Origin of the sequence: Pontibacter rufus, from assembly GCF_015694705.1 — a bacterium.
In the GTDB taxonomy this organism is placed as follows: domain Bacteria; phylum Bacteroidota; class Bacteroidia; order Cytophagales; family Hymenobacteraceae; genus Pontibacter; species Pontibacter rufus.
On sequence record NZ_JADQDR010000014.1, the window covers coordinates 105,801 to 131,289 of the forward strand.

Sequence of the window (25,489 nt, forward strand, 5' to 3'; positions counted from 1 at the left end):
CCTGCGAGCGTCCGGGTCTTTATCCTTAAAAATTAATCTGCTAACTTTGCAGTTTAGCGGCACACTTATGGGCAGGATACTGGCAATCGATTACGGGAACAAGCGTGTGGGGCTGGCAGCCACCGATCTGCTGCAAATCATTGCCAACCCGCTGGAAACCGTTCATGCCAAAGATGTGTTGTTATACCTAAAAGCCTATGTGCAGCGTGAGCCCGTAGAAGCTTTTGTGGTGGGCATGCCCCGCAACCTGGCGAATGAGGCAACAGATGCTACCCCGCACGTAATAGGTTTTGTGCGCAAGCTGCAGAAGGAGTTTCCGGGTATGCCAGTGCATATAGTAGATGAGCGCTTTACCTCTAAAATGGCACAGCAGGCCATGCTGGCGGGCGGCCTGAAAAAGAAAGACCGCCAGGACAAAGGCACCGTAGACCGCGTGAGTGCCGCTATTATTTTACAATCGTATTTAGAAAGCAGACTTATATGATTTACCCGATTACCGCTTACGGCGACCCGGTTTTGAAAGAACCAGCAGCCGATATTCCGCAGGACTTTCCGAACCTGAAAGAACTGACAGACGACATGTTTGCCACCATGTACCATGCCCATGGCGTGGGCCTGGCTGCCCCGCAAATCAGCAAAAGCATCCGCCTGTTTGTGATAGATTCGGAGCCGATGATGGACGACGAGGACAAAGGCAAAGGCGTGAAAAAAGCATTTATCAACCCCGAGATTATCGAAGAAGACGGTGAGGAATGGGGCTTTGAAGAAGGCTGCCTGAGCATCCCCGGCGTACGCGAGGTAGTATACCGCCCCGAACGCATCGTGATCCGCTACTTCGACGAAGACTGGAACGAGCACGAAGACACGTATGATGGCATGACGGCCCGCGTGATCCAGCACGAGTACGACCACGTGGAAGGTATCCTGTTTACCGATCACCTCAACGGCCTGAAAAAGCGCCTGATCAAAAACAGGCTGGCCAAAATCACAAAAGGTGATGTAGATACGGATTACAAGATGAAGTTCCCGCTACTGGCCAAGAAACGATAAAGTTATACTTGCTCTATACAGAGACCGCCTGCTACAACTACTGTGGCAGGCGGTCTTTGTTTTTGGCAGATTTATCACCTGCAGGCGTTGCCAGCATTGCTAAAATGATGCCGATGTCCTTACCGCCCTCCACAACTATAATATACTACAAACGTTTTATACCCATCCATTAACTGTACATCGCGACACTTATGGGAAGCACAAAGAATGAACTGGAGGTAGAAGAAGATATAAAGCTCGATCGCCGGATGTGGACACTTGAGAGAGTGGGTTGGGCTGCTATGTTTCTATTTCTTGTTGCCGCTGTTCTGGGGTTTATGGGCAAAGGCGGGTTAGTAGTAAGCGAGGAGAATGCAGGCGGGCCGGACACAGGCCTTGCCATAACATACGATCGTTACCTGAGGCAGGACGCCCCTTCTAAAATAACTGTTACCTTCCACAGCCAGAGGCCTGAGCATCAGCTGAGATTCAACAAAATGTTTATAAAGTCAGCACGCATTGAGCAGATTGTTCCGGAGCCATCAGCGGCAGGAATAGATAGTGCGGGCATAACTTATACTTTCAGCACCAAAGACGAGGGAGCAATGGTTATTTTATACTTTAAACCATCACGCGCCGGCAGTCTCCACACAGTTGTATCCGATAACGCCACTACACTGACATTAAACCAATTTGTCTATCCCTAAACCTCTCGCCCAATGGATTCAGTAATTCGCGGCCTGGTAATTTATATCTTCCTGCTGATCATTTTCAAGATAAGCGGAAAGCGCACGCTTCACGAAGCTTCTACGTTCGACCTGGTGCTGTTGCTTATTATAGCAGAAACAACGCAACAAGCAATGCTGGGCGAAGATTTCTCTATGATCAACAGTTTTATACTGATTACAACACTCGTCTTTCTTGATATTGTGCTGTCTTTTATCAAACAAAAATCAAAAAATGCAGATAAGATACTGGACGGAACCCCAACCATACTTGTTGATAACGGAAAGTTGCTAAAAGATCGGATGGATAAGGTGCGTGTAGATCAAGGTGATATCCTGGAATCTGCCAGAAAGCTTCAGGGATTGGAGTCGCTACAACAGGTAAAATATGCTATTCTTGAGAAAGACGGCAGTATCTCTATCATCCCGCAGGCTGAATAATGAAGAATTTGTTCAAAATCGTGAAAGGCGATGTAGATACGGATTACAAGATGAAGTCCCTGGATCTGCCTAAAAAGCGTCAAGTTTATACTTGCTTTATTGCTACAGTTATTGTGACAGGCGGTTTAGGGTTTATATGTAGCAGTTGTTTCGCTTTACTTCAGATATAGCTGATAAGCTCCTATAGTAGCAATTTATACTTCAAGCAGTGCAGGTCTTGGCATTCTGCCATGCAGCCCGGGCATTGCAGAATGCTATAAAATCACTAATATTATAGTTCTGTTTATCAAACACTATGGCAACAAGCTTTGTTAGCAGCTCGTTGTTTCTGCATTTCACGCTTATCAGAAATTAATGAATAAGGTTACAGTAATAAGCCCGGACATTCTCAAGACTAAACAGCATTTTGTAATCCTCGATGGATTAAGAGGAATAGCGGCTTTGGCTATCGTGATCTTTCACTTTATGGAATGGATTTACCCGGACTCCAGCCAGAATTTTATCGGGCATGGCTTCCTGGCCGTGGACTTCTTTTTCTGCTTGTCCGGGTTTGTTATCGGATACGCTTATGACGACCGTATCGGGAAAATGGGGGTTCTGGAATTTTTTAAATCAAGGCTGATAAGGCTGCACCCTTTAATTATTTTAGGCTCCGTACTAGGTTTACTGGCTTTTCTCTTCGACCCATTTGCTGCTTATACAGGCGTGTATGGCACGGGCAGGCTTCTGCTGGTGTTTCTTTGCTCCATACTTCTTATTCCCTTTCCGGTGATGGAAGACCGCGCTTTCAACCTGTTCGGTCTCAATGCTCCTTCGTGGTCATTGTTCTGGGAATACGTCGCCAATATCGTTTATGCCCTCGTCCTCTGCAAGCTCTCGCGCCGCTATCTGGCTGTACTCACCATGCTGGCAGCGGTTGCCCTTTGTCTTGTTTGTTATCGTGCAGGAAACCTGCTGGGCGGCTGGGCAGGAGAGAACTTTTGGGATGGCTGTGCCCGTATCTCTTATTCTTTCTCAGCCGGGCTGTTGATCTATCGTTCTAACTGGATTATCAAAAACAGGCTCGGGTTTATTGGCTTGGCTATCTTGCTGTCGCTGGCCTTTGTGATGCCTCATTTTAAATGGAACTGGCTGGCAGAATTGCTGGTTGTCCTGTTCTATTTCCCCTTGCTTGTTGCCTTGGGCGCTGGTTCCGGCTTATCGTCAGGGTTAAAGAAGATCTGCGTATTTTCCGGAAAGATATCATATCCCCTGTACATGACACATTATGCTGCCATCTGGGTATTTGGCAACTATTACACGAGTACCAAACCCGGAACAAGCGAGCTGTTCTTTATCATAACCATAGGAACAATGCTGCTGGTCGGCTTCGCCTATCTGGTAATGGTCATTTATGATATTCCTGTCAGAAGATACTTAAGCCGTAAGAGGCAAGGTGGGTTAAGACCCTAGTACTTTTAAAATTTAGTTGCATTTACGGGATTCTCAGCTGTTTCTTCTCCCCGAAAAAATTATGGCTTATAAGCTAACTTATGTTAAGCTAGTTTAACGGTTAAGGGTTTGAGTTGTGTCCGATTTATAGTACTCACTGTCACCCTGCACTAAAGTAGTTAGAAAGTAGAAAGCAGACGAGATTCACATTACTAGGGCAGAACTTAAACGCTATGTTATCTGCATTGAATAATGCAGATAACATAGCGTTTAAGTTCTAATTTATTTAGGTATGACACTTTTGCAACTACGCATAGTTGTTATTTAGCATGCTTTATAAGCTTCAAAGCAGTGTCCAAATCCAAATCCTTTCCACTTAATTTATCCTGAATAGAAGAGTGAATTGTAAAGTCAGGTTTGACTCCATTTGACTCCTGCGATTGATCATTGAACCGCACAGTCTTGAATACGAACATTTCAATTTCCAATTTAGAGTTTGGCAGTGTAAGATTTCCCCATGTGCCGCCTGTATTGCCATTGTAATTGCCACCCGTCTCTTCACCAATTAGGATGCCTCTTTTAAAGTGATGAACCAGGGACGCAAAGGAAGACGCTTGTGATCCTACCAGCCCATCAATAAGCAAATACACATTTCCTGTAAAGCTATTTGCTTTAGGTTGTATTGTTTGCAGGACAGGGTAATCTTTTAGACGATAAGCACCTTCGCTAGTTTTGGTATAATCCTCTTTTTTAAAAGCTATGGTGTCTCCATTACTGTCTTTTACACCTGCAAAACTCCAATACTTCAGCGGGATGGATCTTAACTCCATGTATTGAACTTCAGTAAAAGCTTTTTGAGTTAGATAGGAAAACAGATAGCTCCCATTTCCACTGCTTCCACCGATATTGCCACGAATGTCAATAATCAGATTTTTTATATTCCTCTGCTTGATTTCAAGGAATGTGCTGTCTATGTAACTTGCGAAGTCCTGACCATGGTGCCTGATATAACCATCGGAAAAAATCTTAATTTGTAAAACAGCCGTTGAGGACTCAGGAAGAAAGTGAAGAGAAAGTGGATTAGGCGAAGGCGGTATAAAAGGCGAGGAGATTTTCTTATTATTAGAAATATTCCGCACCCTGTTTTGTTCAATCTGATTCAAAGGCAACGCTTTTACCTTCGCTGTTTTCTTTTTCCCATTATGTTTTAGCTCCACAGTAAACCATTCAGGCTGGCCATAGAAGCCGTTATAATAAGTGGCAAAACTGTTGCTTAGCGTCCTGTACTTGAATGTCTCAGTATTATTGTCAACTATCATGTATTTGAAAAGTTGTTTAGTAATGCTATTCAATGGTTCATTATTGATCTTAATTACTTCACTGCCAACAGGAATGGCAGGATCATCGCTGTTGTTATTAAAAATATATCCTTTACCATTGGCATAAGTAATATCAAAGGGAAAATACTTTCCCTCTATTGATTGCGACTGTGCGTACAGCGATGGCAGTCGGGTATTCATATGAAGATCTCCTATAGTTGCGGTGAGCGACCTTATAACTTTGTGAAATTCAGAAACCGTCATGGGCTCATTTAACCGGGAATAACTTTGTTTGAAGGCAGCATCCAATGAATCTTTGGAAACATGCCAATACAGAGCGGGATGCGACGCTTCCAATGCCAGCCTATAAAGGTTCAAATCTCCTTTCAAGGATTGAACATCGTACAACTTATGATAGCCAACAAGGATTGAATCAAGACTTAACAAACTCATCTGGCAATGTGGGCAGATACCAGGCTTGTTAAATGTTATTGTATCACAAGAAGCATTGCAAGGGCCACATATGTATTTCCCAGAAAGACTATTTTGGGATTGGGCACTTAACGTAAATGCTAATAGGCTTGTGAAAATAAAACAGAATAGTACAGCTCTCTTTATAAAAATGCTTAGATTCAGATTGGTCTTCATAATTCGATTGAGTGAAGGTGAATAAGTCATTTGCACCTAATTAGCGGATACGCGTAGATTGTTGCGTTTTTCCGGCCTACGGGTGTTATATAAGCTGATTAGGATTGCCGAATATACTATAATAAGGATAAATATAAAATAATCCGCCTGAAAGTTGCCACTCCCCTGGAAAGTACCAAAAGCGGCACCCCCTCCAGGAGGCTGTGGGGGCTGTTTCTCTTATAACTACTCTTATGTTTAATATACTCAAATTCTATGAAACTTTCAACAAATCTTTAGCAGCTTCAAACAAGAGTTTCTGATAGTCGATTACTTGTCCTGTTCTTCCAAACTTACAACACCTGTTCTTTTGTATTTGCAATCTGCTTAGCATCTTAAACACCTGAGTCATTAAAATCGGATTGCAAATCCTCATAATAACAGCTTCCGGATTATAAATCCGGAAGAGCAGGGGCAAATCCAAAGCAGAAAGCCTTACACCTCCATACTTTCACTTTATACTTATCAGCTAACAAGCACTTTCTCTGGCTTTTCTACCTGTTGCGCTGCTTTCACTTGTAAGGCTGTGGTGGGGCGTTTTCTGATGCCTGCACGGTATAAAACAGCCTGGCTACCCTCTAAGCTTTTGTGCAAGGCCACCTCAAGCAGCCTGTTAAAAGCCGGTATAAAGGCAAACCGCCGTTCAGCCCACTCAAAAGCATTTACAGAACCCAGCGACAGCACAGCCGTTATGGCCCAGGCAAAAGCCACCGGCAGGATATCGTGGTTTACCGCAGGCGTCAGGAGAATCACCACATTGCCGTAGAAAAATATAATGAAAGTGTTGCCGCCGTAGTAAGTTATTTTCTCTTTTATGCTGCTTTTCAGGCGGGACGCCGCCAGCCAGCTAATGCCCCAGTAAAGGATAAAGGTTAGTATGCCGTAAGCAAAATAAATATAACTGTTATGCGCCCGGTATCCGGCGTACCTGGCTACGCCGGCCAGAAATGGGTACAAGCCAGCCTGTCCGATTTCAATTGCAATTGCACCAAAAGACACAACCCCCACACCCACTAGTATGTTCCTCTGGCGTATAGTACCGCCAGCCGATGCGTAATTTGCCACCAGTCCGCCAAACATTATCAATATGATGGAATGGATGATACTGGGGCCGAAGTTATCCTTCAGGCCGAGAAACAAGCTGCCTGCATGCTGAAAGGGGAACGGAAGCGTATAGGTGAAAAACTGAGCCAGTTCTGCCATCGCTATCAGCAATAGCACCAGCGAAACCTGCCATTTCCATGCTAACCTGAACCGCACCCACATCAATAAAAATGCAACAGGTATTAGTAAGGCATAGCACTTAAACAGGTCGGCATGCGAATGGCCCGGCACGAACAGGAGGAGGCTGCTCACAAAGTGCCTGAAAGAGGCATCTCCTGTTAAAAACACAACCAGCATGATGGCCGCAAACGCAAGATAGCACAGTATCGCCCTCGTTAGCATTCTGACCAGCACTACCCGCGGCCCTTTAACTGCCCAGCGCCTTGCATATACATATTCTAGCATGAAGCCAAAAATAATAAGCAAAGTAGGCGTTGCAGATCGTGTAACCGCTTTCACCAGAACAGGCCTGCCGAGATGCTGCGAAAGGATGAAATGACTTATTAAAGCCAGGAAAACTAAAAACAAGCGTAAAAGGTCGAAATGGTACAGCCTTTTGGAGCCGGCAGTTGCCTTCATTGTTAATTTTATAGTATCTGAACAAAAGATTGACTTAATACCATATTAATATATAAAAGTTTCAATTTGTTGTTGAAAATTAGCAGGAATGTAAATGCAGCAGGTTTACGCATTTAAGTCCATGCATAGCCCGGCCCTACGGATTATAGCCTGGCAGTACAAAAAATGGTATAAAGCCCACATCCATTTACCTCGGCTTACATCTGTGCGTATGCAGCAGGTATGGCCCCAAAACAAAAAGCTATCCTGCTCCTGTTCGCGCTGCTGTTGCCGCTCAACGGCTATACCTGGGGCTTTTTTGCGCACCAGCGCATCAACAGGCTGGCCGTGTTTGCGCTGCCGCCCGACATGATTGGCTTCTACAAAAAACACCTCCGCTACATCACCGAAAACGCCGTAAACCCCGACCGCCGCCGCTATGCCGTAGAAGGCGAAGCCGCCCGCCACTACATCGACCTGGACGTGTACGGCGACAGCGCCTTGTATAAAATGCCGCGCTTCTGGCAGGAGGCTGTGGCAAAGTATAGCGAGGACACGCTGCAGGCCTACGGCATCGTTCCCTGGCACATCAGCCTGATGAAGTATCAACTGACACAAGCCTTTAAAGATCGTAACCTCGACCGCATCCTGCGCCTCTCCACCGAAATGGGGCATTATGTAGCCGATGCCTGCGTGCCGCTCCACACCACCCGGAATTATAATGGGCAGCTCACAGGCCAGCTTGGCATTCATGCTTTCTGGGAGTCGCGGTTGCCCGAACTGTATGCCGGCAGTTACGATTTTTTTGTAGGCCAGGCGCAATACATTGAGCAACCGCAGCTAAAAGCCTGGCAACTGGTAGCCAGCGCGCATACGGCCCTGGACTCCGTTTTATACCTGGAGAAGCAGCTGACGCGGGAGTTTGATGAAGAAAAGAAGTATAGCTTTGAAGTGCGCAACAACCTGACCACCCGCGTATACTCCCGCGAGTTTTCGGCGGCTTACAGCCGGATGCTCAACGGGCAGGTAGAACGCCAGATGCGCCTGGCCATACTTACGGTAGCCAGCTACTGGTACACCGCCTGGGTTGATGCCGGCCAGCCTGATCTCAGCAAAATTACCCAGCCCTTATCCGCAGAAGAACTGCAGCGCCTGGAGATGGAGAAGAAAGATTATGACACAGGCCCGCATAAAGCCCGGGAAGAAGGAGAAGATTAGCCAGCGCCTTACACCTTGTGTAGCTCCTGATACTATACTTATACCTGCTTCAAGCTCATAGCAGGGCTATGCAGGGTAGAAAGCCACAGCAATACTGATACCCAGACACATACAACCGTAATCTGCTATAGCAGCATCACGGCCGGTTACTAGTCTATCCCTGAAGGCGGTTTCCGGGGCAAGGCAAAAATCCGTAACTTGCTACACCATAAAACAACCAAACTTTAAATGACAACCAAACATACTCTTTTGCCACGGCTGCATGTCCTGCTTTTGCTGGCGCTCACGCTGCTGGTGCAGCAAACTGCTTCGGCACAGCAAACGCTTACGAAAGTAAACCTCCAAGAGCTGGATGCCTATTACCAGAAAGCCCTGCAGGACTGGAATGTGCCGGGCATGGCCATTGCTATTGTTAAAGATGACTCTGTAATTTTTGCGAAAGGGTATGGCGTAAAGAACATCGAAACCGGCGGCGCGGTAGATGCCAATACACTCTTCGGCATTGCCTCCAACACCAAAGCATATACGGCCGCTGCGCTGGGCATCCTGGTAGATGAAGGCAAAATCAGCTGGAATGACCCGGTACAGAAATATCTGCCCTACCTGCAGCTCTACAGCCCTTATGTAACCGAAAACCTGACGATTGAAGACCTGCTGTGCCACCGCGTGGGCTTCCGGACGTTTGCCGGCGATTTGCTGTGGTATAATACCACTTACAGCCGTCCCGAAATTATCAGGCGCATGCGTTACCTGGAGCCCAGCTATGGTTTCCGCAACGGCTACGGCTACTCCAACCTGATGTTTATCACAGCTGGCGAAGTGATAGAGGCTGTCTCGGGCACTACCTGGGAGAACTTTATCAAAACGCATTTCCTGCAGCCGCTCGGAATGAACCGCACTTATACTTCGGTGAATGATTTGAAAGGGGTGGACAATGTAACCACACCACACGGCTTTGACGCGAACGGAAAGCCCTACCCCACCGTTCTCACCGCCTGGGACAACTGGAACCCGGCAGCCGGAATTTTTACCAGCGTAAACCAGGATGCACAATGGCTGCGCCTGCAACTGAACCGCGGCACCTACAAAGGCAAGCGCATCTTCAGCGAGGATGTGAGCCGCAACATGTGGAATGCCCACAACCCGTTTCCAGTGTCTGAGAAATCAGAAGAGATCAATCCCTCCACGCACTTTTCGGCTGCCGGGCTGGGCTGGATGCTCACTGATTACGAGGGCCACAAAATCGTAGCGCATGGTGGCGGCCACGAAGGTATGAACAGCCGCACAGTACTGGTGCCGGAGGAGAACCTGGGCATTGTAATCCTGACCAACAGCATGAGCAGCATCATGACGCCCATCGCCAACTATACCATTGACCAGTTTTTAGGTATCGAAAACGGCCGCGACTGGAGTGCTTTTTATTTAGATAACATCGCCAAAGACAAAAAAGCGGAGCAGGAAACCCTGGACAAAGCGCCAAAGAAAACAAAAAAGCGCCAGGAAAAGCCCACCCACGATCTGGCTGCATACGCCGGCACGTATCACAGCGAGCTTTACGGCGATGCCACCATTACACTGAAAGGCGGCAAACTGGCCCTGCAACTGGTACCAGCCCCAACGCTGGGCGGCACACTCACATTCTGGCAGCACGACATCTTTAACCTGGACTGGAAAAACGATTATGCGCTGTTGCACCCCACCAATGTGCGTTTTTTAGTTGGCGAAGATGGCGGCATCGCCGGCATGCGCCTCGACTCCGACAACCCCGACTTTCATTTTGACGAGCTGAAATTTGAGAAAGTAAAGTAATTGTTGGTTATTTCGGCTCTGAGCTGAAATTATAGAAGTAAGAACGGCCGTTCTACAGTAATCCGGGTATTACGACCTGCCGTTCCTCTTAAACTAAAAGGCCGCATACTAGCTAGTATGTGGCCTTTTAGTTTAAGAAAGGAGTGTTTTTCTAGGCTACAATATAAGCTACTGTGCCTGCAACTGCAAAATAGGCTGCAATCAGCCAGTAAGCAATTGCATCATTGTTTTTGTAGATTTTTTTCATATCAACAGATTTTAAGTGTGAGAATATAGTCTAAGCCTGTCATGCATGACAGCACCTGATTATACGTTTACAAGTAAAATTATGTTTATATAAATACCGGCCGCGTTCTTTGAATTTATAATTCTTGGCTAAATATGCTTTGGTTGCTCTGCCGGGCTTGCAATCTGAAAAGCCAGCGGGTAAGTATGAGCATCCATTCAAGTCTTTCCTGTAATCACGACAGCAGGAATCACAATCATACACGCCAACAAAAAAGTCGCTGCTATACTTAGCAGCGACTTTTTTTATACTTCAGGTTATACCTGTTTATACTTTGTGGATCAGAAGCCAGGTTTATACCAGCTTTTTGTAGCGGATACGCTTTGGCTCGGCATCGCCCAGGCGTTTCTTCTTGTTTTCTTCGTACTCCGAGTAATTGCCCTCAAACCAGTATACCTGCGAGTCGCCTTCAAAGGCAAGGATGTGCGTACAGATACGATCCAGAAACCAGCGGTCGTGGGAGATGATAACGGCGCAACCGGCAAAATTCTCCAGCGCATCTTCCAGCGCCCGGATGGCATTCACGTCCAGGTCGTTGGTCGGCTCATCAAGCAGCAGCAGGTTGCCCCCCTCTTTCAGGGTCATGGCCAGGTGCACGCGGTTGCGCTCGCCCCCAGACAATTTTTCTACTTTCTTCTCCTGATCGCCGCCCGAAAAATTAAACTTGCTTACATAAGCACGCGATACCACTTGGCGGCCCGCCATCATCATGTGCTCCGTACCGCCCGAAATCACCTCAAACACCGATTTGTTCGGTTCCAGCTGCGTATGTTCCTGGTCCACGTAAGAAATCTGTACAGTAGAACCCACGGTAAAATCGCCGGCATCAGGTTGCTCCTGTCCCGTAATCAGCTTGAACAGCGTGGTTTTACCGGCGCCGTTTGGCCCGATGATGCCCACAATGCCGCCCTGCGGCAGCGCAAAGCTCAGATCCTCGAACAGCAGCTTATCGCCGAAAGCTTTGCTTACATGGTTCACCTCTATTACCTGAGCGCCCAGGCGCGGGCCATCAGGTATAAACAGCTCCAGCTTTTCTTCTTTTTTGGAGGCTTCCTCGCCGGCTAACTTGTCGTACTGGCTGATGCGGGCTTTTGATTTGGCATGCCGAGCTTTGGGAGCCATCTTCACCCACTCTAGCTCACGCTGCAAAGTTTTCTGGCGCTTGCTCTCCGTCTTCTCCTCTTTCGCCAGGCGATCGGATTTTTGTTCCAGCCAGCTGCTGTAGTTGCCTTTCCACGGAATGCCCTCACCGCGATCCAGCTCCAGAATCCAGCCGGCCACGTTGTCCAGAAAATAGCGGTCGTGGGTTACGGCAATCACGGTGCCTTTGTATTGCTGCAAATGCTGCTCCAGCCAGTCTACCGATTCCGCGTCCAGGTGGTTGGTCGGCTCGTCCAGCAACAGTACATCCGGCTCCTGCAATAGCAGGCGGCACAGGGCCACACGGCGCTTCTCACCACCTGACAGGTTGCCGACAAGAGCATCTTCCGGCGGCGTGCGCAGGGCATCCATGGCGCGTTCCAGGCGGTTGTCCAGTTCCCAGGCATTCAGCTGATCCAGTTTTTCCTGCACTTCGCCCTGCCGTTCGATAAGCTTGTTCATGGCATCGTCCGTCATTTCCTCGGCAAACTTCATGTTGATCTCATCGAACTCCCGCAGCAGGCCCACCACTTCGCTCACGCCTTCTTCTACTACCTCGCGCACTGTTTTAGTGGGGTCCAGTTGCGGCTCCTGCTCCAGGTACCCTACGGTATAGCCCGGCGACCATACCACTTCCCCCTGAAAGTCCTTGTCCACACCGGCTATTATCTTGAGCAGGCTCGACTTACCCGAGCCGTTGAGGCCCAGCACGCCGATTTTAGCGCCATAGAAAAACGACAGGTAAATATTCTTCAATACTTGTTTCTTTGGCGGGTAAATCTTGCTTACCCCGGCCATCGAAAAAATGATAGTTTCGTTGCTCATACTTTTATTTATCGTGCGCCGCTTTTTTATAGCTGCCCCAAGCCGGATTGCCCCTGCTCACGGCCAGCCCGAATGGCGCTGGTTTTAGTTGATTATTTTGCACTGAATTACAAATATCGCAAAAATTCATGCATTTATGCTTCACAAAATTGCGCTGAAATCCTTAAACTTGTAAAAAAACTGTATCGTTTGAAGCTATATACCAGCTAACCGGAGCAAGTGCAGGCCTGCAATATTGCCTGTTTGCCCGCACTTGCTGTAGCATGGCAAACGCAGCAGGCGAACGCTGCGTATGCTAAAGCTGATTTAGTTGCTGCCTTACCTATATTTACGACCCTTAACACACCCCTACATGGAAAACAACGACCTATTGGAAGAAGCTAAGAAATATGGCTTTATTCAGGACCAGCAGGTGTGGCTGAAACCCTTTATGAACTACCCGGCACGACAGGTAGGCGAAGTGAAAGAGTCTGAAGATGATTCGCTCTTATACTTTGCAAAGCGTTTTGAACTGTTCCAAAGTAAAGTAAACGGCCTGCTGGAGCGCATCGCCACCTCCGAAAACAAAGGCTCCTTTCTGATGAAAGTGCTGCACCTGAAGGAGCAGGTAGGAACTTATGACGCCCTGGGCAACTTTGAGCAGGTATACCACACGCTGGCCAGAGCCGAAGAAGAAATAAACGAAACGATACAGCAGAACCGCGGCAAAAACCTAAGTATAAAACTGGCTCTGATACAGGAAGCCGAAGCCCTGCAGCACAGCATAGAGTGGAAAGAAGCGACCGAAAAGCTGAAAGAGCTGCGCGCCAACTGGATTAAAACGGGCCCTGTGGAGAAGGAACTGACAGCAGAGATAGAAGAGCGTTTCCGGGTGCCGGTCGAGTTATTTTTCGAGCGTAAAAAGAACTTTTTCGAAGATAAGCGGCAGATGGTGAACCGCACCTTCGATAAGTACAGAGACCTGATTGCACAGTCGGTGGCGCTGCAGAACTCAGAAGACTGGGAGGCTACCACCGCCAAACTGAAACAGTTGCAAAACCAGTGGAAAGAAGTGGGTGGCAACCTGCCCCGCAAAACCACCAGCCGCCTCTGGACTGAGTTCCGCAAGGCGCACAACCACTTTTTTGAGCGTCTGAAACAAAAAATCACCAACGAAAAGGCCGAATCAAGAGACAAATACTACGAAGCCAATTACGAGCGCAAGAAAGAACTGGTAAGCGAAGCAGAAAAACTGCTGCAGCAACATAATCTGAACGATGCCGTGCGGCGTGCCAAAGAGCTACAGGCCGAGTGGAAAAAGGTGGGACCGGTAAGCCAGAGCGTTTCAGACATGATTTGGGAGCGCTTTATCAAAGCCTGCGACAAGGTGTTTGAAACAAGCAGCCTGGAGCATTATATACGCAAGCGCCAGCAGGCCAGCGGTGTGGATATGAGCGAAACAGACGGCCTGCAGGCCCGCATCAACGCCCTCAAAGATTTTATCAAGTCCGATAAAAACGAACTGGAAGTGCTGGAGTCGAACCTCGGCAAGCTGAGCGACGCACCCGGCAACGAGACGTTCCGAAACATGCTGCAGGGCAAGATCCGTAACTTTAACCGTAAGATAAATACCAAGCAGGAGCTGATAGAACGGTTTAAAGGGCAGCTGAGTACCAGCAGCAAATAAACTCCTGCCGGCGGTGCAAAGCCGGCCAGGCAAACATTCCAGGCATAAAAAAGCGCCTGTCACTGCGGTGACAGGCGCTTTTTTATACTTCCTGCACTTTGTTGGCATACTTCGTGTGGTGGTGCCTGCAGCAACAAAAGAATTTTACCCCGTTTTAAACATTTGTGTATTGTTTGCGTTGTGTTTGTAAAAACGAATAAAAAAGCAATTATCATCCGCAGAAAATTTTTGTTTTTGCTTTTATTTATACTTTTGCAAACTATTTTTTTAAGCCATATAATTTAAGGAGAAAAATATTATGTATTGGACATTGGAATTAGCTTCATACCTGGAGGATGCCCCCTGGCCAGCCACAAAAGATGAGCTGATTGACTACTCTATCCGCTCTGGTGCCCCCATGGAGGTAGTAGAAAACCTGCAGGCATTGGAAGACGATGGACAGCCTTACGAGAACATCGAAGAAATCTGGCCTGATTATCCTACCAAAGAGGACTTTATGTTTAATGAAGATGAGTACTAAAAGAATTACGAGTTCCAAGTTCCGAATTAAGCAGGTTCATTACCATTCGGAACCCGGAATTCGTAACTCGTAATTCAAGAGCGCTTGATCGTTGAAGTAAATAATCTGGTTGCGGGTTATGGGCAGCGTGTCCTGATTCGCAACCTTTCTTTTTCTATACCGGCACCGGCATTTGTTGCCATCATCGGGCACAACGGCGCAGGCAAAACCACGCTGTTCAAAGCCTTTCAGCAGAAAATTGATTACCAGGGCGCGCTATGGGTGCAGGGCCAGAACTTAAAGCACCTGCCCAACCCCGCGGCAGAAGGATTGCTCAGCTACCTGCCCCAGAAAAATACCATCAGCTTTCCGATTAAAGTACATGACCTGGTGGTAATGGGGCTTTTCCGGAAAAAGCGCTTTTTCGAGAACTACGATGCCGCCGATTATACTTTGGCCGCCCAAACACTGGAACAACTGCAACTTTCTCACCTCATCCACCACGACTTTACAACACTTTCGGGTGGCGAGCAGCAGTTGGTATGGCTGGCGCAGCTGATGCTGCAGGATGCCGGCATCAGCCTGCTCGACGAGCCCACGCAGCAACTGGACGTATACTATAAAAGCAAAGTATTTAGCTTGTTGCAGGACTGGGTACAGCAAAACCGCAAAACGGTTCTCTGCATCACCCATGATCTGCAGAACCTTACAACTTTACAGGGCTACCTGCTCAACCTCTCCAAACCCGATCCTATACTTGAATCAATTTCACCGGAAACAGTACGGCAAAACCAGGCATTTCTGGAAGCCGGCCGGCTACCGGTGTTATAACTTTTAGACACAGGAAGTTAGACGTTAGACAAAGGACTTTTCAGCAAAGCCAAAGGTGATGAAAGCTGGCGTCGGTATCCAGCCAGTGAGCGGCTCTCCTGACCCGCTTGCCGGTTGCTGTACAAGTATAAAATGCAACATTTTGCGTCTCCAAAAATTCTGAATCCTGTTTATCTCTTCATCCTTTAAATCCTAGTCCAGACCGGGCAAAGGCTTCGGCCAGTATGAGATCTTCGGGCGTTGTTATTTTGATGTTGCGGTAGCTGCCTTCTACCAGCGTAATGCTTTCGCCTATACTTTCCACTACGGTAGCATCATCGGTAAAATGCGCCTGCTCCGGCTGCTCGTATGCCTGCCGGAGTATACCTACCCGGAAGCACTGCGGCGTTTGCACCAGCTTGTAGCCGGCGCGCGGCACCGCTTTGCTTCCGCTCGCCGTAAGTTCCCGGATAGAATCTTTGGGCGATACCGCTACCACAGCACTGCCATACTTAGCGGCCGCCTCATACACCGCTTTTATAGTTGCCGTATCTACAAAGGGCCGTACACCGTCGTGCACGGCTACCAGCGCCTCTCCGCGCAAGGCCTCCAACCCGTTTTTTACAGAAGCAAAGCGCGTGGCGCCGCCTGTTACCACCTGGTGAGGAATCGTGAAATTATACTTGCGGCAAAGCGCCCGCCAGGTATCCAGCTGTTGCACGGGCAACACCACCACCAGCCCGATAGCCGGATTATACTTGTAAAACCGTTCAATGGTGTGCATCAGGATGGGCTTGCCGGCCACCCCGATAAATTGCTTGGGCTGGTCGTGCTGCATACGGCTGCCGGAACCGCCAGCCACAATGATTGCATATTCGGGAAGTTGGGCCATCGCTTTTAGAATTACGGGTTCTGAATTATACTTGCTTCCTTTCCGCTGAAAGAATGCCTCATTTTCCAAGTATAAAAGAGTAAACCACAGATACGATACTTTTAGCTAAGCAGAAAGAGCAGCAGGTATAAAAAATGCCCCAGCCGGCGGAGCTGAGGCATTTCTCTCAATTTTAAAGTTATTTATACTTACAAAATCAGCATGGCGTCGCCATAGCTGAAGAAGCGGTATTTTTCTTTGATGGCTTGCTGATATGCTTCCATTATCAGGTCGTAGCCTCCAAAAGCGGCGGCCATCATCAGCAGCGTGCTCTCCGGCATGTGGAAGTTGGTGATAAGGCTGTTGGCTATCTTAAACTCGTAAGGCGGAAAAATAAAGCGGTCTGTCCAGCCTTCGTTTGCCTTCAGGCGGCTGTTAGCCGATACCGACGACTCCAGTGAACGCATGGTAGTAGTACCAATAGAGCACACGCGTTTCTTGTTGTCCAGCGCTTTGTTCACAATCTCGGCAGTGCTGGCCGGCACTATAAAGTTTTCCGAATCCATTTTATGCTTGGTCAGGTCTTCCACATCTACCGGCCGGAACGTGCCCAAACCTACGTGCAGCGTAATGGGCGCTACGTCTACTCCTTTAATTTCCAGGCGCTTCAGCACCTCTCTGGTAAAGTGCAGGCCGGCTGTCGGAGCGGCCACCGCACCCACGTTTTTGGCGTAAACGGTTTGATAACGCTCTCTGTCTGCCGGCTCCGCCTCGCGCTTGATATACTTCGGCAGCGGCGTTTCGCCCAGGCTGTTAACGGTTTTGTAGAACTCCTCCTCCGGGCCATCAAACAAAAACTTGATGGTGCGGCCACGGGAAGTGGTATTGTCGATTACCTCGGCCACCAGGTCGCTGTCGCCGAAGTATAACTTGTTTCCTACGCGTATTTTGCGGGCCGGATCTACCAGCACATCCCACAGGTGTATGTCTTTGTTAAGCTCACGCAGCAGGAAAACTTCTATTTTAGCGCCTGTCTTTTCTTTATTGCCGTACAGGCGGGCCGGAAACACTTTGGTATCATTCACCACCATCACGTCGCCATCGTCAAAATACTCCAGAATATCTTTGAAGATGCGGTGCTCTATTTTGCCACTGTCGCGGTGAACGACCATCATACGTGATTCGTCGCGGTTTTCGGCGGGATGTGTGGCTAAGAGGTTCTCGGGGAGGTCAAATTTAAATTCAGATAATTTCATAGATTAAATATTACGGTATTTACTATGTAAAGGTCATTTTTACGGGGCAGGACAGCAGGAAAACTGTTATTCCGGGTTTACCCGTCAAAAAACAAAAACAAGCCGCAAATTTACTTATTTTGCCTGAATTATTCTTACTTTTAACAAAATTACTTTGACGGCCTGCTTAACCTGAAAGACACAAAACTATGATATACCTGCGACTGATAGCAGAAAGTTTCCGGTTTGCCTGGCAGGCGCTCCGGTCCAACGTCTTCCGCACGATACTTTCGCTGCTAGGCGTTACCATTGGTATTTTCGCCATTATCTCGGTTTTTACACTCGTGGACTCGCTGGAGCGCAACGTGCGCGACAGCATGAGCTTTATGGGCGAAAAGGTAATTTATGTACAAAAATGGCCATGGATTTTTGGCGGTAACTTTGAGTGGTGGAAATATTTTCAGCGCCCCGAACCAACCGCGCGCGAGTTCCAGCAACTGGAGCGCAACCTGACCAATGATGCGGGTGTGGCCATTATGTCGAGCAGAGATGGGAATACTTTTAAATACCGTAACAACAGCTACTCCGATGCCGCCCTGCTGGGCGTAAGCTACGACTATAACAAAGTAACCGAACTGCCTATTGCGCAGGGCCGCTACTTTGCGCCGCAGGAAATGGATGCTGCCCGCAATGTCATTATCATCGGTGCCGAAATTGCTACTACACTATTTCCTTTCGGCACCCCTATCGGGCAGGAGGTCAAAGTGTCTGGCCAGAAGTTCCGCGTAATCGGTGTGCTGGAAAAACAGGGCGAGAACATTTTTAATATGGCTGACTTCGATAAAGTGGGCGTTATACCCTATGGCATGTTCAGCAAGATGTATGATACAGGCCCTAATGGTATCGGCTCCACAATTATGGTAAAAGGCCGTGAGGAAGACCAGGGTTTGCTGGAACTGGAATACGAAACGCGGGGCCTGATGCGCAACATACGGGGTATCCGCCCCCGCGATGAGGACAACTTTGCCATGAACAGGCCCGAAATGGCGACACAGGCGGTAGGCAGCTTTTTTGATGTAATAGGCCTTGCCGGCTGGTTTATCGGCGGCCTGGCGCTGCTGGTGGGCGGCTTTGGCATCGCCAATATTATGTTTGTATCTGTAAAGGAGCGCACCAATATTATTGGTATTCAGAAATCGCTTGGCGCCAAAAACTATTTTATACTTTTCCAGTTTCTCTTTGAATCCGTGTTTTTGAGCGTGCTGGGCGGCGGCATCGGCATTTTGCTGGTATTCCTGCTCACGCTTATCCCGCAGGACATGATGAAGGTGATGCTTTCGCTTAGCAACATCCTGCTGGGCTTCGGCGTATCGGCCATGATAGGAATGCTTTCCGGAATTATTCCGGCTGTGCTGGCGTCTAACTTAGATCCGGTTATTGCCATACGCTCCAAATAAAACCACTATATCCAACATCCGCCTTACATTTAATAAATACAACCACGTGTGCCTGTGCCGGCGCACCGGAGGTTTCTGCCTCCTGAAGAAGATGACGAACAACAATTATGACAAAGCTTAGAAAAACAAGCAAAACAAAGCTACACACCGAAACCGTAAATACAGGAAGTGGCCAGACCATCATTCAGCCTGACGTAAATAAGCATAAAGCCAAATCTATTACCGACCTGCGCGAAACTGGCCAGTCTACGGCTGCACCGGCCTCTGACGAAGACAGAAGAATACGCCAGGCCTTTGTAGACAAAGACTGGAATGAGATTAAGATTGCCGACTCCTGGCAGATTTTCCGGGTGATGGCCGAATTTGTGGATGGTTTTGAGAAACTGGCCAAAATCGGCCCCTGTGTGTCTATCTTCGGATCGGCCCGCACCAAACCCGACAACAAGTATTTTATGATGGCCGAGGAGATTGCCGCCAAGCTGGTGCGCCACGGCTATGGCGTCATTACGGGCGGAGGACCCGGCATTATGGAAGCGGGCAACAAAGGCGCGCATTCGGAAGGCGGCAAATCCGTAGGCCTCAACATCCAGCTGCCCTTTGAGCAGTTCAACAACATCTACATCGACTCTGACAAGCTCATCAATTTCGATTACTTCTTTGTGCGCAAAGTAATGTTTGTGAAGTACTCGCAGGGCTTTATCGGGATGCCGGGTGGCTTTGGCACGCTGGACGAACTGTTTGAAGCCATCACCCTGATCCAAACGAAGAAAATTGGCGCTTTCCCGATTGTGCTGGTGGGCCGCTCCTACTGGGAAGGGCTGTTCCATTGGATTGAGGACGTGATGCTGAATACCGAAAACAACATCAGCCCCGAGGATCTGGACCTGGTGCATATTGTGGACGACGCGACTGAGGCCGTCAAGATCATCGATGATTTCTACAGCAAGTACCTGCTGTCGCCGAACTTCTAACAGGCAGTTTATACTTGCAGATTTATACTTAAGCAAAAGCAGGTTTCTGGCGAGACCTGCTTTTGTTGTTTATACTTTTATACTTTGTCTTTCCCGAAATGAGCCTTTAAAACGCAAGTAGCACCATACCTTGCACTAAACCTGTCCGTATACTTTAGCCTAAAGCGACAACCACCATGATCGATAAACAGGCTAAAAAAGAGATAAAGCAAGACCTGAAGATACAGGAAAAGCAGAACATGGAGATACGCGACACGCTGGCGATGGAACGCACCAGGCTGGCAAATGAGCGTACGCTGCTGGCCTATTCGCGCACAGCTATGGCGCTGGTGCTGGCCGGGCTTTCCTTTATGAAATTTTTCGTAGACCCTTTATACCAGACGATGGGCGCTTTGTTTATACCTGTTGGCCTGGCCATTGGCTTTATGGGATATCGCCGCTTTATGAAAGAAAAGAAACATATCGATAAGCATTGCCAGACCTATACGCCTACCAGCCCGGTACATGCCGAGGTGGCGGCACAGGAAAAAGTGGAGTCAAACAGGTAGCAGCAGAGACTTCCGTACAGCTTTGCTTTTAACATTCCATACTTCCTTTAACCTCCTGTTTTATTACATGTACATTAAAGCTACCGTAGCTAAACCAATTGCCTCCTTTTCTTGTTAAGAAGGATCGGCATTTTGCGACGCAGAACGCTGGCAATTTTGTACCTTTGCCATTTAAAATCAACCCATCCTGCATGGCTTTTAACCAAGAGCAAGAAACTGTTACGAACACCACAACTGCTGCTGCGCCAGGCATAAACAGCGATGCGCAGCAGATTGAAGTATACGGCGCCCGCGAACACAATCTGAAGAATATATCTATCAAACTACCGCGCTACAAGCTGGTGGTATTTACGGGCATCAGCGGTTCGGGCAAGTCGTCGCTGGCCTTCGATACCATTTATGCCGAAGGGCAGCGCCGCTACATGGAGACATTTTCGGCCTACGCCCGTTCTTTTATGGGCGGGCTGGAGCGCCCCGATGTAGACAAAATCGAAGGACTGTCGCCGGTAATATCTATTGAGCAGAAAACCACCAGCCGCAACCCGCGCTCTACCGTGGGCACCATCACCGAGATCTACGACTTTATGCGCCTGCTGTGGGCACGCACGGCCGAGGCCTTCAGCTATGTAACCGGCGAAAAAATGGTGCGCCAGAGCGACGACCAGATTGTAAGCCACATCCTGGAGCACTTCAGCGACAAACGCATTATCGTGCTGGCACCTGTGGTGAAAGGCCGCAAAGGGCATTACCGTGAGCTGTTTGAGCAAATCCGTAAGATGGGCTTTATACGTGCCCGCATCGATGGCGAGTTGCTCGAGATCACACCAAAAATGCAGGTGGACAGGTATAAAATCCACGACATCGAAATTGTGATCGATAAGATTGTGGTGAAGGAAGATGATCGCTTCCGCCTGTCAGGTTCCATCCAGAACGCGCTGACGCATGGCAAAGGCACGGTGCTTATACTTGATGCAGATGCCGGTAAAACGCACTTCTTCTCGCGCCACCTCATGGATCCGGCTACCGGCATTGCATACGATGATCCGGCTCCGAACAGCTTCTCCTTCAACTCTCCTTACGGGGCCTGCCCTACCTGCAATGGCTTGGGTGAGATCCAAGAGATTACGGAGGAATCCGTTATTCCGGACAAAACACTGAGCATACGCCGCGGCGGCATTGCGGCGCTGGGCGAGTACCGCGACATCTGGATTTTTAAGCAGATCGAAGCGCTGTTCAAGCATTTTAAAGCCTCCGTTTCCACGCCTATCCAGGACCTGCCGGCAGACCTGCTGAAAGTATTGCTGTATGGTTTGGAGGAAGCCCTGGAAGTAAAAACGAAAAAAGGCGAGTACATCGTGGAGTTTGAGGGAATCATCAACTTCCTGAAAAACCAGATGGAGTCCGATTCAGATAATATCCGCGCCTGGGTAGAAGACTTCTCTCAGACCACTACCTGCCCCGAATGCCACGGCTACCGCCTCCGCAAAGAATCGCTGCACTTTAAGATAGATAACAAAAACATCGGCGAACTGTCGGTGCTGGACATCAACAAACTGGCTGCCTGGTTTGAAGGGCTGGAAGACAGGCTGAATGAGCGCCAGAATGTAATTGCACGTGAGTTGCTGAAGGAAATACGGAAACGCATTGGCTTTTTGCTGGATGTGGGCCTGGATTATCTGAGCCTGCACCGTCCGGTGCGTACGCTGTCAGGCGGCGAGAGCCAGCGCATCCGGCTGGCGACGCAGATCGGCACGCAGCTGGTGGGTGTTTTATACATCATGGATGAGCCAAGTATAGGCCTGCACCAGCGCGACAACGAGCGCCTCATCAATGCCCTCAAAGACCTGCGTGATTTGGGCAATTCTATTATTGTAGTGGAGCACGACAAGGATATGATCCTTCAGTCGGATTACGTGGTGGATATCGGGCCGGGCGCCGGCATCCACGGCGGCCAGGTAGTTACAGCCGGGACGCCCGAAGAAATGCTGCAGGCAGGCACCACTACCGCCAACTTCCTGAGTAACCGCCGGGGCATAGCTGTACCGCGTGTAAAACGCCCCGGCAACGGCGAGTTTCTGAAACTGATTGGAGCCACAGGCCACAACCTGAAAAACGTAACCCTGAAGCTGCCGCTTGGCCAGATGATTTGTGTAACGGGTGTATCGGGCAGCGGCAAGTCGTCGCTTATCCACGACACGCTGTACCCTATCCTGAACACGCATTTTTTCCGGGCCAAACGCGAGCCTTTGCCTTACAAGAGCATCGAAGGGCTGGATAAAGTTGATAAAGTAATTGAGGTAGATCAGTCGCCGATTGGCCGCACGCCTCGCTCGAACCCTGCCACTTATACCGGCGTGTTCACCGATATCCGCACCTTATTTGCGCAGTTGCCGGAGGCCAAGATTAGGGGCTATTCGCCCGGCCGCTTCTCTTTTAACGTAAAGGGGGGCCGCTGCGAGGCTTGCGAAGGCGCGGGCATGCGTACGATTGAGATGAACTTTCTGCCGGATGTATACGTGCCCTGCGAAGTATGCAAAGGCAAGCGCTACAACCGCGAAACGCTGGAAGTGCGCTACAAAGGCAAAAGCATCACGGATGTATTGGACATGACGGTGGAAAACGCTGTGGCATTTTTCGAGAACCAGCCCCGCATCCTGCGCCGCATACAGACGCTGAACGAAGTGGGACTCGGTTACATCACGCTGGGCCAGCAGGCCACCACTTTATCGGGAGGCGAAGCGCAGCGCGTAAAACTGGCAACGGAGCTGTCGAAGAAAGACACAGGCCAGACGCTGTATATCCTGGATGAGCCTACCACCGGCCTTCACTTCCAGGACATCGAGCACCTGACAGACGTGCTGCACAAGCTTACCGACAAAGGCAATACTGTCCTCATCATCGAACACAACCTCGACATCATTAAGGTGGCGGATTATATCATCGACATCGGCCCGGAAGGCGGCGATGCGGGCGGTACGATTGTGGCGCAGGGCACGCCGGAAAAAGTGGCCGCATCCGGCAAAGGGTATACTTCCAGGTTCCTGAAGGAAGAGCTTGCCACCAGCCACTACCGCGAAAACGGCGAAGAAAAGTAGCTTCCACACAGACGCTCGCGGGAGCCCCCGAAATGCTTCGGGGCAGGTACGCAAGCCGCGAGGTCTTCGGAGATGCATGAGGTTCGACTGGATTTGACTCCTATACAGGACTGGAACTCCGCGCGCCTTATGCCGGAATATGCAACAAGACGGCCTGGCAAAATGTAGAAATATAAAAATAGCCGCTGCTATAGGATAGCAGCGGCTATTTTATACTTAACGGCATATCCGCCAAGCTTTCCGGCTTATACTTAGCTGGCTTCGTTTACCAGGTCTTCCAGTGCGGAGGCTTTCTCGAGGTGCTGCCGCAGCAATGGCAGTTGTTTGGAGGCATATTGTTTTACTTCCATGCTGACGCCGTTCTCGGCCATGTCTTCGTAGCGCCGCACCATATCTTCGTGCTGCTCCTCCATGGTGCTGATATAAGCCAGGTCAAAGCCTATACCAGACTTAGTAGTTATCTCTTCATATATCTCCCGGTGTGCGTCACCCAGGGCATCCGGCAGCACCAGGTGCGTCTGGCTGGCCAGCGTTTCCAGGTCATCCTGCATCTGCCGATGGTCGTTTGCCAGTTGCTCTGCGAGTTGTTTTACCTCCGGACTCACTGCTTTCTCCATGGCAGCCCGGCCGAGTTCAATCTGCAGCAGGTTGGCGCTGGCAGCTTCGGCAGCAAACAAAGCATCGTTTTCCATATTGCTGATGCCAGCCTCTTCAAACTGTTGGATGCTCTGCTCTTTGGCCTGCGCGATGCTGTCGTCTGGCTTACAGCTGGTCAGCAACCCGCCTGCTGCCATGAGGCCGATAAGTATATGTATTTTCATAGGTGTAAGGTAAAGAAAGTATAAAGCACCTGCAAGTACTGGCCCTGCAGGTGCTTTTTAACTAAAAGCAGATAATTTTTTATTAACTGCCCGGTTATTGGTTATTATCTACCACATCGTTTACCGCCTGCGCGCGCTCCAGGTGGTGCTGCAGGACAGGTACTGTTTTAGAAGCGAAAGCCTTTACGTCCGGATCTTCCAGGTCTTGCGCGGCTTCCTTGAACAAGTCAATGTCTTCCTGGTGATCCTCTACCATCAGCGACATATAAGCCTGATCGAATTCTGCACCGGTTTTGCCCTGTAACTCCTGTACGTGATCCATTTGCTCCTGCCCCATGCTGTCAGGCAAGGTGATATTTTTCTGGGCAGCAAGCGCCTTTAGCTCTTCATTGGCTTTGGTATGATCATCTACCATCATTTTACCAAAATCCTTTACCTCCTGGGAGGCGGCATTTTCCTGTGCCAGCTGGCCCAGTTGCACTTCCATCATACCGCCACTGGCAGCCTTGGTCATAAACTCCGATACGTCGTCTTTGGTCTCTTCTACAGCAGTGTCTTCAAACTTCTGCTCGTTGGTTTCCTGGGCTTCCTCTACGGCGCCCTCTTTCTGGTTACAGGATACAGCGCCGAACAGCATTGCGGCCAGCATTAACCCTGTGGATGCAAATTTTTTCATAGCTTGTGTTTTGTCTGGTTCAAAATCTGTTTAAACTGACTTTGTATACGCCCTATACGCAAAGGAGTTCTCTGAACGGCAATAACGCATGCAGGACCTGTTCTTAACATGCAACAGCATCATTTTCTGGCACAAAATCAAAAATATACCCGCCCTCACGCATGTTGCCATACCTGTTTCTTTTTGGCATTCTTACCATAAATTACCATACGGCACGGCTCAATAAGTATGCTTATTGTGGCAAGGTATATGGCCTGCTGCTCTTCCC

21 protein-coding genes are annotated in these 25,489 nt (G+C 48.9%); 14 read left to right on the top strand and 7 right to left on the bottom strand.

Annotation, left to right across the window (positions count from 1 at the left end):
- Window positions 1-67: 67 nt before the first annotated feature.
- From ruvX to I2I11_RS19610, 5 genes are all read left to right on the top strand, one after another.
- Entirely contained in the window at window positions 68-484 is a 417-nt protein-coding gene (gene ruvX / locus I2I11_RS19590) for a Holliday junction resolvase RuvX (RefSeq protein ID WP_196269444.1), read from the top strand.
- Complete coding sequence (gene def, locus I2I11_RS19595) at window positions 481-1,050, top strand: peptide deformylase (RefSeq protein WP_196269445.1); 570 nt, start codon at window positions 481-483, stop codon at window positions 1,048-1,050. Before ruvX ends, def begins: the two co-directional genes overlap by 4 nt.
- 191 nt (window positions 1,051-1,241) lie before the next feature.
- Window positions 1,242-1,736 carry a hypothetical protein gene (locus I2I11_RS19600; protein ID WP_196269446.1) on the top strand — a complete coding sequence of 165 codons (495 nt, stop codon included), beginning with the start codon at window positions 1,242-1,244 and terminating at the stop codon, window positions 1,734-1,736.
- Window positions 1,737-1,748: 12 nt separating this feature from the next.
- Window positions 1,749-2,195, top strand: a complete 447-nt coding sequence (locus tag I2I11_RS19605) for a DUF421 domain-containing protein (protein WP_196269447.1) — start codon at window positions 1,749-1,751, stop codon at window positions 2,193-2,195.
- 354 nt (window positions 2,196-2,549) lie between these two features.
- Entirely contained in the window at window positions 2,550-3,647 is a 1,098-nt protein-coding gene (locus I2I11_RS19610; RefSeq protein WP_196269448.1) for an acyltransferase family protein, read from the top strand.
- 299 nt (window positions 3,648-3,946) lie between these two features.
- On the opposite strand, the gene I2I11_RS19615 is transcribed toward I2I11_RS19610, so the two are convergent.
- The gene (locus tag I2I11_RS19615; protein WP_196269449.1) at window positions 3,947-5,593 is read right to left on the bottom strand and encodes a S41 family peptidase; all 1,647 of its coding nucleotides are present in this window, start codon (window positions 5,591-5,593) and stop codon (window positions 3,947-3,949) included.
- Between the two features lie 504 nt (window positions 5,594-6,097).
- Window positions 6,098-7,141 (bottom strand): hypothetical protein, encoded by a 1,044-nt coding sequence (locus tag I2I11_RS19620; protein ID WP_196269450.1) that lies wholly within the window; start codon window positions 7,139-7,141, stop codon window positions 6,098-6,100.
- Between the two features lie 396 nt (window positions 7,142-7,537).
- On the opposite strand from I2I11_RS19620, the gene I2I11_RS19625 reads away from it, so the two are divergent.
- A complete protein-coding gene (locus tag I2I11_RS19625; RefSeq protein ID WP_196269451.1) occupies window positions 7,538-8,512 on the top strand; it encodes a zinc dependent phospholipase C family protein in 975 nt (324 codons plus the stop codon).
- A gap of 228 nt (window positions 8,513-8,740) precedes the next feature.
- Complete coding sequence (locus I2I11_RS19630; RefSeq protein WP_196269452.1) at window positions 8,741-10,321, top strand: serine hydrolase; 1,581 nt, start codon at window positions 8,741-8,743, stop codon at window positions 10,319-10,321.
- A gap of 580 nt (window positions 10,322-10,901) precedes the next feature.
- Here the strand turns inward: I2I11_RS19630 and ettA are convergent.
- A complete protein-coding gene (gene ettA / locus I2I11_RS19635; protein ID WP_196269453.1) occupies window positions 10,902-12,572 on the bottom strand; it encodes an energy-dependent translational throttle protein EttA in 1,671 nt (556 codons plus the stop codon).
- A 352-nt stretch (window positions 12,573-12,924) separates the two neighbouring features.
- Between ettA and I2I11_RS19640 the strand changes: the two genes are divergently transcribed.
- From I2I11_RS19640 to I2I11_RS19650, 3 genes are all read left to right on the top strand, one after another.
- On the top strand, window positions 12,925-14,238 hold the full coding sequence (locus tag I2I11_RS19640; RefSeq protein WP_196269454.1) for a DUF349 domain-containing protein: 1,314 nt from the start codon (window positions 12,925-12,927) through the stop codon (window positions 14,236-14,238).
- Window positions 14,239-14,536: 298 nt separating this feature from the next.
- Window positions 14,537-14,758 (top strand): DUF2795 domain-containing protein, encoded by a 222-nt coding sequence (locus tag I2I11_RS19645; RefSeq protein WP_007652164.1) that lies wholly within the window; start codon window positions 14,537-14,539, stop codon window positions 14,756-14,758.
- A gap of 84 nt (window positions 14,759-14,842) precedes the next feature.
- Entirely contained in the window at window positions 14,843-15,568 is a 726-nt protein-coding gene (locus I2I11_RS19650) for an ABC transporter ATP-binding protein (RefSeq protein ID WP_196269455.1), read from the top strand.
- Between the two features lie 178 nt (window positions 15,569-15,746).
- On the opposite strand, the gene I2I11_RS19655 is transcribed toward I2I11_RS19650, so the two are convergent.
- Window positions 15,747-16,439 (bottom strand): 2-C-methyl-D-erythritol 4-phosphate cytidylyltransferase, encoded by a 693-nt coding sequence (locus I2I11_RS19655; RefSeq protein ID WP_196269456.1) that lies wholly within the window; start codon window positions 16,437-16,439, stop codon window positions 15,747-15,749.
- A gap of 188 nt (window positions 16,440-16,627) precedes the next feature.
- A complete protein-coding gene (queA, locus tag I2I11_RS19660; RefSeq protein WP_196269457.1) occupies window positions 16,628-17,674 on the bottom strand; it encodes a tRNA preQ1(34) S-adenosylmethionine ribosyltransferase-isomerase QueA in 1,047 nt (348 codons plus the stop codon).
- A 188-nt stretch (window positions 17,675-17,862) separates the two neighbouring features.
- Here queA and I2I11_RS19665 point away from each other — a divergent pair, with 188 nt between their 5' ends.
- From I2I11_RS19665 to uvrA, 4 genes are all read left to right on the top strand, one after another.
- The gene (locus tag I2I11_RS19665) at window positions 17,863-19,110 is read left to right on the top strand and encodes an ABC transporter permease (RefSeq protein ID WP_196269458.1); all 1,248 of its coding nucleotides are present in this window, start codon (window positions 17,863-17,865) and stop codon (window positions 19,108-19,110) included.
- A gap of 107 nt (window positions 19,111-19,217) precedes the next feature.
- Window positions 19,218-20,081 carry an LOG family protein gene (locus I2I11_RS19670; RefSeq protein WP_196269459.1) on the top strand — a complete coding sequence of 288 codons (864 nt, stop codon included), beginning with the start codon at window positions 19,218-19,220 and terminating at the stop codon, window positions 20,079-20,081.
- Between the two features lie 176 nt (window positions 20,082-20,257).
- Window positions 20,258-20,629 carry a DUF202 domain-containing protein gene (locus I2I11_RS19675; protein ID WP_196269460.1) on the top strand — a complete coding sequence of 124 codons (372 nt, stop codon included), beginning with the start codon at window positions 20,258-20,260 and terminating at the stop codon, window positions 20,627-20,629.
- 191 nt (window positions 20,630-20,820) lie between these two features.
- Window positions 20,821-23,724, top strand: a complete 2,904-nt coding sequence (gene uvrA, locus I2I11_RS19680; protein WP_196269461.1) for an excinuclease ABC subunit UvrA — start codon at window positions 20,821-20,823, stop codon at window positions 23,722-23,724.
- Between the two features lie 251 nt (window positions 23,725-23,975).
- Here uvrA and I2I11_RS19685 read toward each other — a convergent pair whose 3' ends face one another.
- Both I2I11_RS19685 and I2I11_RS19690 read right to left on the bottom strand, forming a co-directional pair.
- Window positions 23,976-24,545 carry a DUF4142 domain-containing protein gene (locus I2I11_RS19685; protein ID WP_196269462.1) on the bottom strand — a complete coding sequence of 190 codons (570 nt, stop codon included), beginning with the start codon at window positions 24,543-24,545 and terminating at the stop codon, window positions 23,976-23,978.
- A gap of 94 nt (window positions 24,546-24,639) precedes the next feature.
- The gene (locus I2I11_RS19690; RefSeq protein ID WP_196269463.1) at window positions 24,640-25,221 is read right to left on the bottom strand and encodes a DUF4142 domain-containing protein; all 582 of its coding nucleotides are present in this window, start codon (window positions 25,219-25,221) and stop codon (window positions 24,640-24,642) included.
- Window positions 25,222-25,489: the final 268 nt, after the last annotated feature.